General features: G+C 44.8%; 20 protein-coding genes. 19 read left to right on the top strand and 1 reads right to left on the bottom strand.

Features of this window, described 5'->3' with window-relative positions; all coding sequences use genetic code 11:
• Positions 1-39: 39 nt before the first annotated feature.
• On the bottom strand, positions 40-528 hold the full coding sequence (locus tag AAC855_RS18065; RefSeq protein WP_340611420.1) for an LbetaH domain-containing protein: 489 nt from the start codon (positions 526-528) through the stop codon (positions 40-42).
• On the opposite strand from AAC855_RS18065, the gene AAC855_RS18060 reads away from it, so the two are divergent.
• The 19 genes from AAC855_RS18060 to AAC855_RS17970 all read left to right on the top strand — a co-directional run bounded on the left by AAC855_RS18060 (position 529) and on the right by AAC855_RS17970 (position 14,839).
• Positions 529-1,224 (top strand): hypothetical protein, encoded by a 696-nt coding sequence (locus AAC855_RS18060; protein WP_099122700.1) that lies wholly within the window; start codon positions 529-531, stop codon positions 1,222-1,224.
• Positions 1,224-2,750 carry a hypothetical protein gene (locus AAC855_RS18055; protein WP_340611419.1) on the top strand — a complete coding sequence of 509 codons (1,527 nt, stop codon included), beginning with the start codon at positions 1,224-1,226 and terminating at the stop codon, positions 2,748-2,750. Before AAC855_RS18060 ends, AAC855_RS18055 begins: the two co-directional genes overlap by 1 nt.
• Complete coding sequence (locus AAC855_RS18050; RefSeq protein WP_099122702.1) at positions 2,747-3,064, top strand: hypothetical protein; 318 nt, start codon at positions 2,747-2,749, stop codon at positions 3,062-3,064. Before AAC855_RS18055 ends, AAC855_RS18050 begins: the two co-directional genes overlap by 4 nt.
• Before the next feature lie 82 nt (positions 3,065-3,146).
• A complete protein-coding gene (locus tag AAC855_RS18045; protein ID WP_340611417.1) occupies positions 3,147-5,156 on the top strand; it encodes a hypothetical protein in 2,010 nt (669 codons plus the stop codon).
• 1 nt (position 5,157) lies between these two features.
• Complete coding sequence (locus tag AAC855_RS18040; protein ID WP_340611416.1) at positions 5,158-5,670, top strand: hypothetical protein; 513 nt, start codon at positions 5,158-5,160, stop codon at positions 5,668-5,670.
• A 9-nt stretch (positions 5,671-5,679) separates the two neighbouring features.
• Positions 5,680-7,707 (top strand): hypothetical protein, encoded by a 2,028-nt coding sequence (locus tag AAC855_RS18035; protein WP_340611414.1) that lies wholly within the window; start codon positions 5,680-5,682, stop codon positions 7,705-7,707.
• Positions 7,704-7,892 (top strand): hypothetical protein, encoded by a 189-nt coding sequence (locus AAC855_RS18030; RefSeq protein ID WP_340611412.1) that lies wholly within the window; start codon positions 7,704-7,706, stop codon positions 7,890-7,892. The genes AAC855_RS18035 and AAC855_RS18030 overlap by 4 nt, the downstream gene beginning before the upstream one ends.
• A complete protein-coding gene (locus AAC855_RS18025; RefSeq protein WP_340611410.1) occupies positions 7,889-8,095 on the top strand; it encodes a hypothetical protein in 207 nt (68 codons plus the stop codon). The genes AAC855_RS18030 and AAC855_RS18025 overlap by 4 nt, the downstream gene beginning before the upstream one ends.
• Complete coding sequence (locus AAC855_RS18020) at positions 8,095-8,412, top strand: hypothetical protein (RefSeq protein ID WP_099122708.1); 318 nt, start codon at positions 8,095-8,097, stop codon at positions 8,410-8,412. The genes AAC855_RS18025 and AAC855_RS18020 overlap by 1 nt, the downstream gene beginning before the upstream one ends.
• Positions 8,409-8,594, top strand: a complete 186-nt coding sequence (locus AAC855_RS18015; protein ID WP_099122709.1) for a hypothetical protein — start codon at positions 8,409-8,411, stop codon at positions 8,592-8,594. Before AAC855_RS18020 ends, AAC855_RS18015 begins: the two co-directional genes overlap by 4 nt.
• Positions 8,595-8,603: 9 nt before the next feature.
• Positions 8,604-9,698: a hypothetical protein gene (locus tag AAC855_RS18010; RefSeq protein ID WP_340611409.1), complete on the top strand. Its 1,095-nt coding sequence runs from the start codon at positions 8,604-8,606 to the stop codon at positions 9,696-9,698.
• A 27-nt stretch (positions 9,699-9,725) separates the two neighbouring features.
• A complete protein-coding gene (locus AAC855_RS18005; RefSeq protein WP_340611408.1) occupies positions 9,726-10,691 on the top strand; it encodes a hypothetical protein in 966 nt (321 codons plus the stop codon).
• A 9-nt stretch (positions 10,692-10,700) separates the two neighbouring features.
• Positions 10,701-11,597 (top strand): hypothetical protein, encoded by an 897-nt coding sequence (locus AAC855_RS18000; protein WP_340611407.1) that lies wholly within the window; start codon positions 10,701-10,703, stop codon positions 11,595-11,597.
• Positions 11,598-11,648: 51 nt separating this feature from the next.
• On the top strand, positions 11,649-12,290 hold the full coding sequence (locus AAC855_RS17995) for a hypothetical protein (RefSeq protein WP_340611406.1): 642 nt from the start codon (positions 11,649-11,651) through the stop codon (positions 12,288-12,290).
• A gap of 14 nt (positions 12,291-12,304) precedes the next feature.
• Positions 12,305-12,910: a hypothetical protein gene (locus AAC855_RS17990; RefSeq protein WP_340611405.1), complete on the top strand. Its 606-nt coding sequence runs from the start codon at positions 12,305-12,307 to the stop codon at positions 12,908-12,910.
• Positions 12,894-13,493 (top strand): hypothetical protein, encoded by a 600-nt coding sequence (locus AAC855_RS17985; RefSeq protein WP_340611404.1) that lies wholly within the window; start codon positions 12,894-12,896, stop codon positions 13,491-13,493. The genes AAC855_RS17990 and AAC855_RS17985 overlap by 17 nt, the downstream gene beginning before the upstream one ends.
• Positions 13,490-14,098 (top strand): hypothetical protein, encoded by a 609-nt coding sequence (locus tag AAC855_RS17980; protein ID WP_340611403.1) that lies wholly within the window; start codon positions 13,490-13,492, stop codon positions 14,096-14,098. Before AAC855_RS17985 ends, AAC855_RS17980 begins: the two co-directional genes overlap by 4 nt.
• A complete protein-coding gene (locus tag AAC855_RS17975) occupies positions 14,088-14,528 on the top strand; it encodes a hypothetical protein (RefSeq protein WP_340611402.1) in 441 nt (146 codons plus the stop codon). Before AAC855_RS17980 ends, AAC855_RS17975 begins: the two co-directional genes overlap by 11 nt.
• Positions 14,510-14,839 carry a hypothetical protein gene (locus AAC855_RS17970; RefSeq protein ID WP_340611401.1) on the top strand — a complete coding sequence of 110 codons (330 nt, stop codon included), beginning with the start codon at positions 14,510-14,512 and terminating at the stop codon, positions 14,837-14,839. Before AAC855_RS17975 ends, AAC855_RS17970 begins: the two co-directional genes overlap by 19 nt.
• Positions 14,840-14,846: the final 7 nt, after the last annotated feature.

Below are 14,846 nucleotides of genomic sequence, written 5' to 3'. Positions count from 1 at the left end.
TTACTCGAACAGAAAGAGCTTCACTGTCTTTTAATTGAATCATGTTATCCCCCAGGAGGTGTCTTTGACTTTAGCGGTATCGTGAGTAAAGCCATCGGGTTGTGAGGCTTGTTTCCAATTCTGGCTCACATGACAATCAGAAATAACCTGTCCTTTTGTGTACGGAATAGTACTGGATATTTGACAGGAATTATTAACATTATGTCCATCACCAATGATGGTACCAACGCCTTGTGAGACAGGTTGGTATGTGGCCGGGTTGCGTATTACATTGGCAGCACCCACAATAACATACATAAGGGTACAGTTCTCAGCAAACACATTACCTTCACCCGTTTGATGGGGAGGATGAGGCTTATTATCAGGGATAAAATTGAGAGCACAGCCTTTTTGAAAGAGACAACCTTTACCAAAATAACAAGGATTAGAAAAGGAACAGCCGGGGGCAAAAATGCAGCCATCGCCAAATCGGGTATAACGTGGAAAATTTTGTGCTGATTTAATAATAGTACCGTTAGGATAGGACATATGACCTCTGAGGAATCGCGTATGTTTGGTGACAAGCCACTACATCTTATGCTGGGGCCAGATGATTTTCCTTTTTCGTTATTTGATGAAGAACAGCATGATCCGCTTTCGGTAATTAGTCAATTAGCGGAAAAACCCTGGGACGAGACATCAAAATTCTGGTCTGATGAGCGAAAATTTCCTGACAGTGAAAGGTCAAGCCAGGTTATTCATGACCGATTGCGCAGTGAGCTGCAGACGATGCTGGCGACAGATGTGACATTGGCGCGAGATATCGCTTATTTTGGTGATAATAAAATTAGTCTTATTTGTAAAGCGTATAGCCTGTCTGATGATGATGTCCTTTTAAAACTGAAAGAGGACGATTTTGCTTTATTGGTTAAAACGTTCCGAAAAGACATGGAGAAGGATGTTAATGGCATGTTGCGTGCCAGAGCAAAATTAATGGTGGACGCCCAACTCGATGCTATACACGATTTAGTGATGAATAAGGACACAAGAGATTCGGATCGTGTACGGGCCTTTACCGCAATGGCACAGATTGCTGATGCGATACCGCGTAATGAAAAAGGCGATATGATAAGTCCCGGTTCTGCAGCGAATATTGTGTTTAATTTTGGTGATCAGAGTCCATTTTCACCTAAGTTAAAAGCCGTATCGGAACAGGGAGTTGTGATTGATATGGAGGCGGATTAATGGCGCGACTGGAAGTAGACTTAAGTTTCGATAAACATCAAACTCTATTACAGATGCACCGAAGTAGTGCTTATATCCGGGGAGTGATTGGCCCTGCGGGATCAGCAAAAACCACCTATGCCTTTAAAGATTTGATTATCCGTTCTTTAATACAGTTAGCCGCCAATGCCGACCGTACTCGGTATACACGATGGGTTGTAATTCGCAATACAAACAAACAGTTAAAACGTAACACATTAGAAACGTTTAAACTGGCAATGGGGGGCCTCATGAATTACTGTCATGTGGTGGAAAGTCCCAACATTCTGGCGACCTGGCAGATGGATTTACCGGATGGGACACATATTCACAGTGAATGGCAGTTTGCCGCAATGGACAGTGAAGCCGCATTAGGGGATGCGCTGGGGGCAGAAATGACGGGCGTCATGATTGATGAAGCCTCAGAAATACCCGAAGAAATTGTCGAAATTATTTCAACACGTATTGGACGTTATCCATCAGCTGTCCGTGGCACACCTACCTGGACGGGCATGTTATTTACCACAAACGGCCCCAAAGAAAGTCATTGGGTTTATACCTGGTCATTACAAAAAAAAACTATTTGGAAAAAAATAGAGCACGAAATTGGTCGTGAGTATTTTGAACTGTTCAAACAACCTCCTGCATTAATGCGACCGAAAGATCCGGGTGGTGATTGGATACCGAATCCGAAAGCAGAAAATATTCATAATCTGGCTGATGGTTATAATTATTATTATAAGATGTTGGGAAATTCAGATGATTATATTAGAGCTTATGTCGAAGGGCAGTTTTCACCACTGAAAACCGGTAAGGTAGTTTTTCCTGAATTTCGCGTTCCTCTTCATGTTATTTCTCGTAATAGTGTTCGTATTCCTGATGGTGCTCCGGTTTATCTCGCTTTTGACTTTGGACGCACGCCAGTCATGCTAATCGGAATTGGAACGAAGACGGGACGGATTGTGATCACCGATGAAGTCATGGGCGAGGCAATGGCTGTATCCACGTTATTTGATGGTTATTGCCGCCCTGTACTCCTGCAGAAATACTCTCGTAATGTTATTGCGGGCGCTTGGGGTGATCCAGCCGGGGCCGATAAGGGACAAGCCGTAGAACTGTCACCCTTCGGTGTATTGCGACAGCGAAAAATTCCCATCTCAGTTCCGTGGGATACCCGGAATAAAATGGAACCACGTATTGAAGCGGTCAGTCGCCGTTTACGGACATTAGACAGTGAGGGGGCACCTATGCTGCAAATATGTGATAACTGTGTCATGACGATTAAGGCCATCGATGATAAGTATATTTATGAAAACATTAAGGGTAAGACAGATGCCGTCATGGAGACACCCACAAAATCCCATATTGGTTGGGTGTCGGATCTGATGGACGCACTACAGTACTTATGTCTGGGCTATGATGTGGTAAATGGTCGCAGTGACAATGCACCGGATGAACGGGTAAAACCACGCACTCGGCATCATTTTGTGCGGAGGAAAAGAGCATGATTAAGGGGTTAGATATTGATGGAACGCGTGTTCTGCTGAACAGAATTCAATCAAATGTTAATGATCTGCTGCAAATGTGCGATACTATTGAGGGAAGCCCGAATAATGGGACAGAGCTACCCGAAGCTGTTACTGCGCTTTGTCAGACGTTGATTCCCATAGAAACGCATATAACAACCGTATGGGATTTACTTTTTGGATCGGCCTCGACCATTGTGAAGAATTACTTTCTTGCAACGAAAGAACCCGATATGGCGGTTGTCTATAACTTCATTCTGATAAATGCGCCACACTTAACATCACGTTTAAGGTAGGAGGTAATATGTATTACGCTCGTTGTGGTAATCGTAAAACGGGTTGTCCTGCTCGTAGTAAAAAATTCAGGGTTTAAACATCATGGCAAAGCTGTCACGCAGTAAGGAAAAGATGAATGCAACACTGGGGAATTTGATCGTTGCGCGGTATACACAAGCAGCATCCTCAAACAGTGATGCGCATCGCCGTTGTCAGCGTTGCCTTGACCTGATGAAAGGACAAATTGATTCGGTGCCGGTAGATCCAGAGGACGATGAGATTGAAGTCGCTATGAATATTACCGGCCCAATCACCCGAAATGTTCATGCGCAGGTTGAGGAGGTACTTGATCCTATTCTCGAACAGCCTTTTGTTTTAGAAACCGATCCCGTTGCTCAATTGCCTGCGCCTGTTCAGGAGGAATTAATAAACGCTATCGAAACCAATATCCAGCATATCATTGAAATGACGGGAGGCGACGAATCGTTATTTACGAACCTGTTAAAGAATATGACGCAAACGGCACTGACGTTTTATAACGACGCGGCGAAAACGGCGGCGAATAATCTTTATCCGGTTGTTTTACAAAAGCTGAAATTGGCGAATTTTAAAACAGAATTCAGTCAGTGGTTGTATAACTATGTTGCATATCCGTTAGCCATTTTAAAAGGCCCTGTTTATGAAACACGGAAGATGAAAGTATGGGACGGTATGGCAATGGTCTACCAGGATCAGATGGTTCATCGCGTATATAATATTTCACCTTTTAATATTTTTCCGTCCCCGAATGCCAAAGATTTACAGTCTTGTGAGTACGTTATAGAACGCCAGCGACTTACGTCGAGTGAACTTCTCGATATGTCCGGCACCGTCAGTTTTGATGCAGAATCGATATTTTATGTATTGCAGGATCATGAAAAGTACATTTTACCTTATGAGGCCACAGGCAGCGAAATAGAGCCGGATGCGTTAGGTGACTCTGGGATTGGCAGTGTTTCTGATTTATCGTGGATTGGTATCTATGATGTGTTGATCCATTATGGCCGAATACAAGGCGCGAAATTAAAAGAGTATGGTGTGGATATCAGTAATGAATATCGACTCTATGAATCGGAAATTTGGGTATTAGCCGGTACAATTATCAAATGTGTTTTAAATCCCGATCCGTTGGGGCGCCGGCCATTTTATACTGCCGCATTTTATCATTTGCCGGGTGAACTCTGGGGAAGCAGTATTCCTGAAACGATTGAAGATGTTCAGATCCAATGTACGACGGCAGGGCGAGCACTCGTGAATAATATGGATTTTTCCGCTGGCCCGTTAGGTGAAGTGGATACGGCCCGTGTGAAAGGCGAGGGCGATCCGACTGAAATTTACCCGCGTAAGATTACGCCCGTTAAACAAGACTCGTTCAATCAGAATGCCCCTGCTTATCGCTTTTATACGATCCCCAGTCTTGCCGGGGAACTGTGGAGTATTTTTGATAAAGCCCATGCGTCTGCCTATGAATTAATTGGGATACCCCGACTGGCATTTGGACAAACACAAGGAGCTGCAACGATTGGCCGCACATCAGGGGGAGTCTCCATGATGTTAAATCAGGCTAGCAAGGCGATTAAACAACCCTTACTGTATGCGGAAAATCATGTGATTGAACCGATAATACAACGCTTTGTAGATATTGAATTACAGTTTAATCCGAATCCTTCTCTGAAAGGAGATGTGAATGTCAGGGCCAGTGGTGTCCGTGGGATGCAAGAAAAGGAAAAACAACAAGGTAATCTCACCTGGGTCTTGCAGTCGCTTGCACCGTTTGCAAGAGGATTCGAAATCCCTCCGGCATTTATTATGCGTATTTTGGAACAGCTATTATCACAGATGGGAGTGGATACAAAAGGCTTACCCAATATCGCGTTACAAGATGCGATGAATCAGGATCAAGGCATTATCGCCTCACTGACAGGAATGAAAGACAATGTGGGAGCAGGCCAAAGCGGGACAATAGAGGGTGCACCCACAATGAATAATAGTGACTATACACAACCTCTGGATGGTCGGAGTGCACAAGCCATCCAAACGATTAATCAAATGAATCATTCGTTAGGGGGATAGTATGGCGCAGGTAAAATGCCAATACTTTGATTTTTCAATCACAACATTTTTTGAACCCGAAGTGTGTGAGCCTCCTGCAAAGAGTAAAAACGCCTGCTGTCAGGTCACTCAGCTCAGAAATATGAAGTATTCAGGGACACCCAGTGATACGGATGATAAACCAAATGGCTTGTCGGAATACCGTTTTATTGTGAATACGATGAGTCAGATTCATTTGGTTTGTGAGGATATTCCATTTTGTGAATCCGCGATAATTTTGCGTGTGCAGAGAATACTGGCATGTCAGATAGGTTGTGAAACAGATTATAACGCCATTCTGGAACACTGGCGTGGCAGTGGAATGATGATCCCACCGGGCGAATATATCATAGATATCCCTGTCGGGATCGCATATGGTGCAGATCCGTGTGGCTTTCATATTGAAAAAACACCGGCAGGCCATGTAACAGTGGTGATAGAACCTGCAACGACGGAACATGTCTGGGCTATGTTGTATAACAACGCGAAATGTTAGGAGAAAGAAATGTCTAATTGTTGTTCCCCTATATTAACGTTTGAACAGATCAGTAATTATATTCAGTCGGTCATTAATCAGAAGATAATCTGTAATGAAATACAGGCAGGTCTCGTCGATTGTCAGGGAAATGTCCTCGCGCCAGCAACCCATATTATAAAATGTGATGAACTGAATACATTGGCGCAAGAGGCTATTCAGAAGGGCGATATTACTATTCCGGGTATTGAAGTCTTGTCATTTGACGGTGAACGTATCACGTTAGTGGATCAGGCGGGTAAAACCCATGAAGTGAATCTCGTCTCCATTATACCGCAGAGTTTAACGACGAATGGTATGGCCATAACGCTGACACTGAAAGACGGTAAACAGTTAACGGTCGATCTCACAAAAGCGGTGACGCAAGCGGTTGCCGAAAAGACGCTCAAAAGTGCAGTCTTAACGAAGGATAACAGTCTTGAACTGACGCTAGGTGACGGCAGTAAAGTCACCGCCAATTTAGGTCAATTACTGGATGATGCGACGGTAAGCAGTGGCAATATTGATGCAAATGGCGATATCGAATTAGTCTTGGGAAACGGGAAAGTCATTAAAGTGCTCGCGGCGGCCTTACGACGGGTCAAGATTGACCGGGATAGCCCGCTGACAGGAAACGGTGATGATATTCCTTTGAATATTGATTTTACTCGTGTCTGCTGGAAAGTGATTGATTCCATCACAATGGATGATAAAGGATTGCATATCAAGATTGATAACCAGTGTGATGCCATTACATTATCGATGGATGATATAAAGAAAGCCTTAATCAATAAAGTTAAAGTGTGTGTTGCAAGTACAGGTTTTATCACCGGTGACGGGACAGAAGGGAATTGTCTGGATCTCGATTTACAAAAAGTTATTGACGCATTTGTCGCAAATCAGGGTGTCATGACAACGCTGATTAATAGTCTGAACAATAAAATCAAAGTCAGTGTAAATAGTAGCTTAACTGGTTCAGGGATAGCTTCCGATCCATTAGGAGTTAAAATTTCACCCGATAAGGGTAATTTACTGACTAGTCGCAATAACGGATTGTATTCTGGCGTACAAGCTACTGTCGATGTCACGAATTTATACGTGGATTCAGTCGCGGGAGATGATAAGAATAGCGGTAAACTCAAAGAGCCATTGAAAACATTAAAAGAGGCGCTCAGTCGTGTCCGGCAGGATGAAAGTAATACCATCAATTTGCGTTGTGGTGGGGATTATATCTGGACGGGTTTTAACGTGACAAACGGTGCTGTCAGAAATATTCAAGCGTATGGTGACCCATTAATTGACGGTAATAAAAAACCTACAGTGACACCGCAAAGACCATCATATCAGTGGTGGTCGCACAGTGGTTTTACACGGCCAAAGATTTATTACAATGTGGTTTATAATACGGCTATACACGTTTATGACATAGAAACTTGTTCACCACAAGGAGGGGGACAATTAGTTTGTACGGGATTACAGTTTATGTGTGAAGCGGCGAATGAACCGGGTACGCCTAATGCAGATAAAGATTATACCTCCGCCTGGGCGCGGTGGGATAGTTATGGGGTATACGGTATGAGTGATGGCAAGGTTATGTATTATGGCTGTATATTCCAAAACAAATATGCCCCCGTTGCCGCATTGCAGGAACCCGCCGGTGGTTGGCCGCAGCAGAACGGAAAACCCGTTTATCCGAAAGAATCCTGGTGGGGCATCACCGGAAAAGATTCGGTATTTGAGGGGGCACAACAGACCTTTATTGCCTGCTCTTATGCCAATTTAACGCAAGATCCAAAAGGCACCGACTTTCCGGGGGATTTAGTAGGGGAAAGTTCAGGCATGTCTCAGCTTTCGGTGAGAAATTACACCGACAGTTTTGGTGACCTGCCGGGTTATGAATATATAGACCAGAATATGGAAGCCGCCTTAAAGTTAAATGGTGTGTTAACGGGTGTGGTATATGACAGTGACAATAAACCGAGGAACCTGATTTCAAACATTATTTTGGGGAAACCATGAATGAATTACAGGAAGCCATTGCGACCTTTCGGAGTATGCCCGAAGCCGAAGCAATTTACGACTTGCTTCGGGAACGTCTAGAAATACCGGAAAATTATGCCGAGTTGGAACAGCGAGGGGAACTGGCGGAAGAACATCGGGAATCCTTAATAGTGTATCGCGCAATTTCACAGGAGACACTATGATTACCGATGAACAGTATCGAGGAATTAACAGATTACGTAATCATGTCATTGGACGGCATATACGCTGGTTCTTAGAAGCACAATTAACGCAGGCCCGTGAACAGTACGAAGCCTATCCAGCAACGGAAGAACGTAGACGATTATTGCAGGCATATAAAACAGTATTGCAAGTGCTCTTTATAACCCCAATGGAGAAGCTGTAATGGCAAAAAGCTATGCAAAAGTCCTCACCATTGGTGAGAATAATAAACCCCAGACTTTGATCGCCAGTGTGGCGCAGACCAATAATCCCACACACGGTTATCTGGTCTATTATGCTCCTAAAAAGAGCGATACGGTAAAAGACATTGATTTTCAACCATTTAATGTTGATAGTAAGCAGTTTAAAATCTCGACAAATAGCCCGCAATTTGTCAGTACGTTACCGGGTACTTATGCGTTTGCCTTAGACCAACAGCAGGATGTGGATTTAAACCTACTCGTGGTGGATTATATCGTGACGGTAAGAGGAACATTATGATCAGTAATCGTGAAGTACCGATAACCGTGTTAAAACAGAATAAAGGTTTTCAGCAGTTTATAAAATGTCTGCAACAGGCATTACAGGATGCCCGTGAAGCGTATGAAAATACCGATGCGAACGATTTTAACCGAGGACGCGTTGCTGTCCTGAAAGAGATATTAAACGACTTAGACAGTTAAGGTGCCATTATGCCAGGTTTATTTAATGATGATACAAATCAGCCGGTATGGGGACAGTCTCCTGCGGCACAGGAGAATATACCGACATGGACACCCTCAGCGTCGCTACCCGCACAGAACGGCTTTCAGGGACAGTCACCCGAACAACAGAATACCCAAAGTCAGAATGAGTATGATGTTATCAGTCTTTTTGATGATCAGGGTAATATTAAAGGCTTGTCATCTACTGCAGGCGCGTCACCATCAGGACAATCGAATACACCTGGTGTTATTACCGACCCGAATTTAAGTGCGTTGTTAGCGCAGATGCAACACAATCAACAACAACAACAGCTGTTTGAAGCACAACGTCTACAGCTGGAGAATCAACGTCTGCAACATCAGCAACAGCAGGATTTACAGGTCAGACAGCAGCAACTGGCCGAACAACAACAAAAAGAACAAGAGCAATTTTTGCAGTCACTGATCCCGCAGGTCAATCTTGATGATATTAAAATTTCTGCCGAAGATGAAAAAACCTACGGTGACTCTGCACAATATATTCGAAAACAAGCTGCAGAACAGACCCAAAAGATCCTTAAGAGTATGGCACCAAATTTACAGCGTATCGCGCAGGAACAATTTCGGTTGAAAAGTGAATTTAATCAACTGAAAGCATCACAGAGTAACCCGGCCTCACAAGGTATGACACCGGAACAGGAAATGAACATTATCATTCGTTCTCAGGTGCCTGATGTAGAGACCTTAACGGCGCACCCCGCCTTTACGGCATTTCGTAATTCAGAAGCTGCCGGAGGTTACTCTTATGGAAAACTCGTGGATATGGCATGGAAACAGGGTGATGCACAACGATTGATCAATTTATTACAGACATTCCGTAGTGGTCTCAATCAGAACAGTCAAGGGCAATCCCATCAGCCGGTCAATTATCAGGGCAGCGCGCTGGGGAACACACCGCCTGTTCAACGCAAACAGGTGTTGAGTCAGCGCGAATACGATAAGGCTTACGCAGCATTTATGTCCGGTCAAATGGATGCGGAACGCTATCAGAAGATAGAAGATCAGTTCCAGTTGGCAATGCTGCAAGGGCGTGTTGTTGATTAATGGCATAGCATAAACTGAGGAGTTCATATGCGACAGATGGGGGTAGTGCCAGCCGCGTCAGGATACCCGAATTACAGTTTCTTGACGAATCCGATTATCGGAAAGGCGCTGATTGCACGATTTAAAATGAAAGGCATAACCGCACAAATCACGACGAGTCAGGCTGCGGATATTCCGAAAGAAATCAGTACCACGGGTAATGAAGTTATATTACGCCGTGAGCCAGAGGCGGAAATCTTCGATTATCAGAAGAATCAGCCGCTAACACACAGTAAGTTAGCGACAGATATCTTCCGTATGACGATTGATCGGGCAAAATATTGGTCACTGAAAGTCAATTACATTGATACGCGACAGATCGAGAATATTAATACGTGGGTTAATTCCTGGAAAGACGACGCAGCGAACAAAATGGACTTGTCGATATCCCGCGAAATTCTCATTCAGACGCCCTGGCAGGTTTCCCCTTTTAATAAGGGACAATGCGCAGGTGTGCGTACAGGGCAGTATAACTTAGGAACACTCGGTCACCCCGTCGTTTTATCACCCACGAACATCGGTGAACAACTTGCCAATGGTCGTGCGGTACTGGCAGAACAAGGAGTTAGTGGCCCTTTTATTATTATTACACCGTATGCGCTACAACCAATGATGTATCGCCCTGATTCTGTTTTGTACGATGCATCAAAATCCGGTCAGGCGAAATCGATTGTCTTAATGAATGGGGAAGTTTGGGTTGATATGGTGGGATACACATTTGTGTTTACCCATGAAGCCCCCACCTATATCGATCCTGATACGGGAGACCGATGTTATACCTTACTGTTTGGTCGTAAAGATGCCATTTTGATGATCACGCAAATCAATTACAACCGTGTGGTCGATTCGGATGCCACCGATTTTGCGACCTATTGGCAGGGATTACAGGTTTATGGATTTAAACTCATGCGACCTGAAGCTATGGCCGTAATGTACGCTACCCTGAAGAAATAAGGAGGCAATATGTCAGCGAAACGCTTTGGCTTATTCGACGGGGGCAACGTTCTTCGCCGGATTGATGATACGCTGTTTTCAACATTCAATGATGTTTTGCCCGTCCAACCGGCAGGTCATCAAAAGAAACGAAATCATCAGCTAGAAAACCATATTGATACCCAAGATTTTGCCTATACCGGGGCATATGAAGTACCAGAACTGAGCGAGAAAACGGACTTTAAAATGCCCGATGGTGCTGAAATTGCCACCCATCTACTGGGAACGGGCTGGCTAATTAATGCCATTGTCTATCACGTAAAACGGGTGGGAGCAGGTACATTAACGCCGTTTGTGGAACTGTCTGTGTATGATGGGAAAACAGGAAAAGTCACGGGCGCAGATAAAATAAATGTAGTCGATGGTGAAGGTAAGCAGTTAACGGTCGATTTAGCAAAACCGGGGTTTTATCTGGGATTCGTGCCAACGACCAGTAACTTGCCAGCACCACGAACGAAATTACCTAATGAGATGTCAATAAAACTGGATACTGCCAATACGACACCCGTTGATGTGGTTATTCCAGCACAAACAATTCAGGTAGATAATTTCACCACATCAGATGATAAGAAGGTTACGGGCCTGCTCACCGTCCCGTCACAAACGGTAACAATACAGGTTCCGCGAGGCGCTTCTGCAGACGGGACAGGGAGTGGTTTACCCGTTCCCTTACTGACGACCACGAATGGTTATCTGGTCAATACCTTTAAAGCGGCACAAAATTCATCGCATGAGGATGTACCGTTTGATGCTTGTGTAGGCATTTATGCGGATATCACAGAATATTTTGATGAGCATCCGTGTAACTGTGCACCGACGCCTTGTGAAACCATTTTTCCCGACCCAGAGTGCCAGCCACTTAATTAAGGTGTATCAGAAGGGGAGAATGAGACTCCCCCTCATTTTCAGGAGCGGATCATGGCAGAAAAAATCACACAACGTACCCGACGGCAGAAAGTTAGTGAATCACCGAAAATGTTAGCCTATGAAACACCCCACACTCGACAGCAAAAAGCCAATGAAGGCTTGGATATTGTGTCTCATGAGATACCAGAGGATACACTAACTGAATCCAAAGCACCGCGTAAGCGAGTCCATTTTCAGCGAGGGGGCACGGCATTACAGGCACGTCATAACCCGAATCAATTATTACAGATTCGTGGAAATGATAAGAATGTGACAGCGCTTCGTGATCGCATGAAACCTCCCGTATCACCGGGGGCAACGCCGCTAGCCATTATTGATGCGTATGGTCATATCATGCCTTTTGATGCAGAAAGTCCCATTGATCGCGTGATCTTAGCGAATGTACCGGATATTACGTATATCTATACGCATGACGATTTACAGGAAGCACTACGGATTAATCAAGAAAAAATACAGCAGCGCCGATTCCATGAAACCGTACAAGGGGCACGCCTTTTCGTCGAACCTGTGCTGCCAACGCATGGATTCCGCAACGGCAATGAAGTCGTGTCTGCATTCTATGATGAAACCCGTATGGGAAATGATGCTGTTGTAATACAAGATCTCAACGACATGTCAAAAGATGTTTTTTAGTTTTCGGAGTGATTATGGCGACAACGAATAGCGTGATTGAACGTGTATCCCGTCGCCTTGAAGACCAAGAGCCGGGATATGCCTACACGCATTGGCAAGACGTGGATCTGCTTATGGCCGTTAACTACAGTCTACGGGTTATCGGGCGGTATCATCCACGCCAATTTGGTGCAATGGTCATGTATGACTTGCCTGCCGATGGTTTATTACATACATCATGCACGGCTTTTTTGCCACCCTATACGCTGACGAACCGCGCAGGAAGACGCATTCGATATCTAGCTTCGATGGAAGAGACACCTTCTGCATGGGATATGGTGTTATGTAATGGACAAGGCGGCCCATTATATTTAGTGAATCGTGCCGATGGCGAATATGAAGCCCATCCGGTTAACCCACATGAACACTATAAAGTGCGGGGACTTTGTATCCAGATCCCGACCGTGACTAAAGATGAGAATATCCCACTGACCGATGATCTGCTTCCTGCACTGGAAGAGATTATGATGTTTTATGCGTATTCTTACGACAAAACGTCAACAGTCTATTCGGAAAAAGGACACGTACACTGGCAGAATGCGCTCTTATTATTGGGGGTAACCAATGGCAGTCGTCAGTGATTTAGTTGCACCGCTGCAGTTAATGTGTCGAAGCGTTGGCCCTGCACAGGCGCAACTGGCTTTAGTGGAATCCATGAAAACGTTCATGCTCGAAACGGGAATTTTCACGGACACGCTACAAATACCTTATCAGACCGGAATTCGTGAGTATTGGCTGGATATCCCAACAGAGCAGTTTATCAGTAGCATTATTAGCGTTTCGATCAATGGTGAATCAACGACACATTGGGCGCGTGACGGTCAGTACAATGTGGTGCGATTATTTGATGATTATCATGAGGGAGCCTGTGTTTTAGTGCATTATGCCTGGGCGATAACCGGTATTGATAATTGCCAAATCCCGGCGGAGTTTTTAACACGTTTTCGTATGCCGATATTGGACGGTGCCAGGCAATATTTACACAGTATGTATGGGTCACAAATGGTCGATTATGCCGTGGCACAGCTTGCTGCCCGTCAGTTTCATGATGCGATTGCAGATACGAAAGCCTCCCGGATCATGAATTTTTCTAATTCCCGTCCCAAAATGCACTCAGGAAAGGTGCGGCGACGTACCAGAGCGTCCGCCAGGAGATTGCTATGAAATCGTATACGATTAATCGGACAGGAACACATTTGGACAGTGCGTGTGGTATCGATTGTGATCCCTGTGTTTTACCCATTTATGATCCGGGATGTGAATCTACGGGGCCAGTCTGTCCTGAACAAATATGTAAACCCGAATCCTGTTATACATTCAGTGCGCGTCAGGCAATACGTATTCAATCGGGTGAAATAGAACGGCTCTTTGATTTTCGTTTTTATACGCAGGAACGTAATGACGTTTGGGTGCGCCAGTCGATGATTATGCGTTTGCGCCGGATAAGCCATTGTCAGTGGCAGTGGGCGATGTGTGCTATTTCGGTCACACCGAAAGGAGAAGTTCGCTTCCGCTGGCCCGACCTATTCCTAAAAGCGCCCCCTGGATATTATGAAAGTGAATTGATCGTAAATCATGTTGCGGTCAATAAACGGCTTTATTTTTATAAACCGTTTATGACCGCCAACGTGAATGCGACAACGGCGGTGATGCAGGAATGCACCAGTGAGTGTAACCAATATGAGACACAGTGTTGTGTGCCGGATTTAGAAGTATGGCCGGAAGATACCACACCGGTTATCGCCTGTGGAGATTGCCATGATCGATAAAACGAAGTACGCCTTAAGTACTACACTGTCTATGAATATTGGGCCATCAGATCAATTTCTCATGGTGGCATTGGGATTAGCCGGTGCCATGACGCCAGCTGCGGGCACTCATTATTATTTGACCATGAAAGGAATAGGCAGTAAGCGTGAGGTAGTGCTGGTGAATGGGGCGTCAGGCAATAAACTGCATGTAGAACGAGGCACTGACAGTACGGTTGCACAATCCTGGCCTGCGGGCACTTGTCTTTATTTTGACTGGAATCCGGCCCAGCTTTGCGAAATGATCGCACAGTGTACCGATAAAGGAATTGGAGGATGTATAACACCCGGCTGTTATGCGTTGTCTTGTGACACCATTATTACAGTAGACGCAGCAGGACACATTACGCACATCGATGGGGAGGCGAAGCCATGTTCCGGGCAATCGTGACGTTTTCAGGGACACTCGATCAATATATTACGGCATCAGAGAATACTCTGAATATTGCTAATGGTCATGCACGTGACCTTGATGCTGTTGGGGTTGGAAATCATACGTATTTAATTCTGAAAGGCCCCGGTCGTGCGGAAGTCGTAAAATATCATCATACGACAAATTACGATGAAAAACCGTACCCGGATACTATCGCGGTTGAACGGGGTATTGAGGGAGGAAAGATGCCTTATTGTGCCGGGGACTGTATTACGTTTGTCTGGACAGATACAGGTATTCTTGAATTAGTGAAACAGCAGACCAGTTAGGAGTCAC

Source organism: Xenorhabdus bharatensis (genome assembly GCF_037996705.1).
GTDB lineage: Bacteria > Pseudomonadota > Gammaproteobacteria > Enterobacterales > Enterobacteriaceae > Xenorhabdus > Xenorhabdus bharatensis.
Note: the sequence above shows the minus strand (reverse complement) of the source record. Positions and strands in the feature narration are given on the sequence as shown.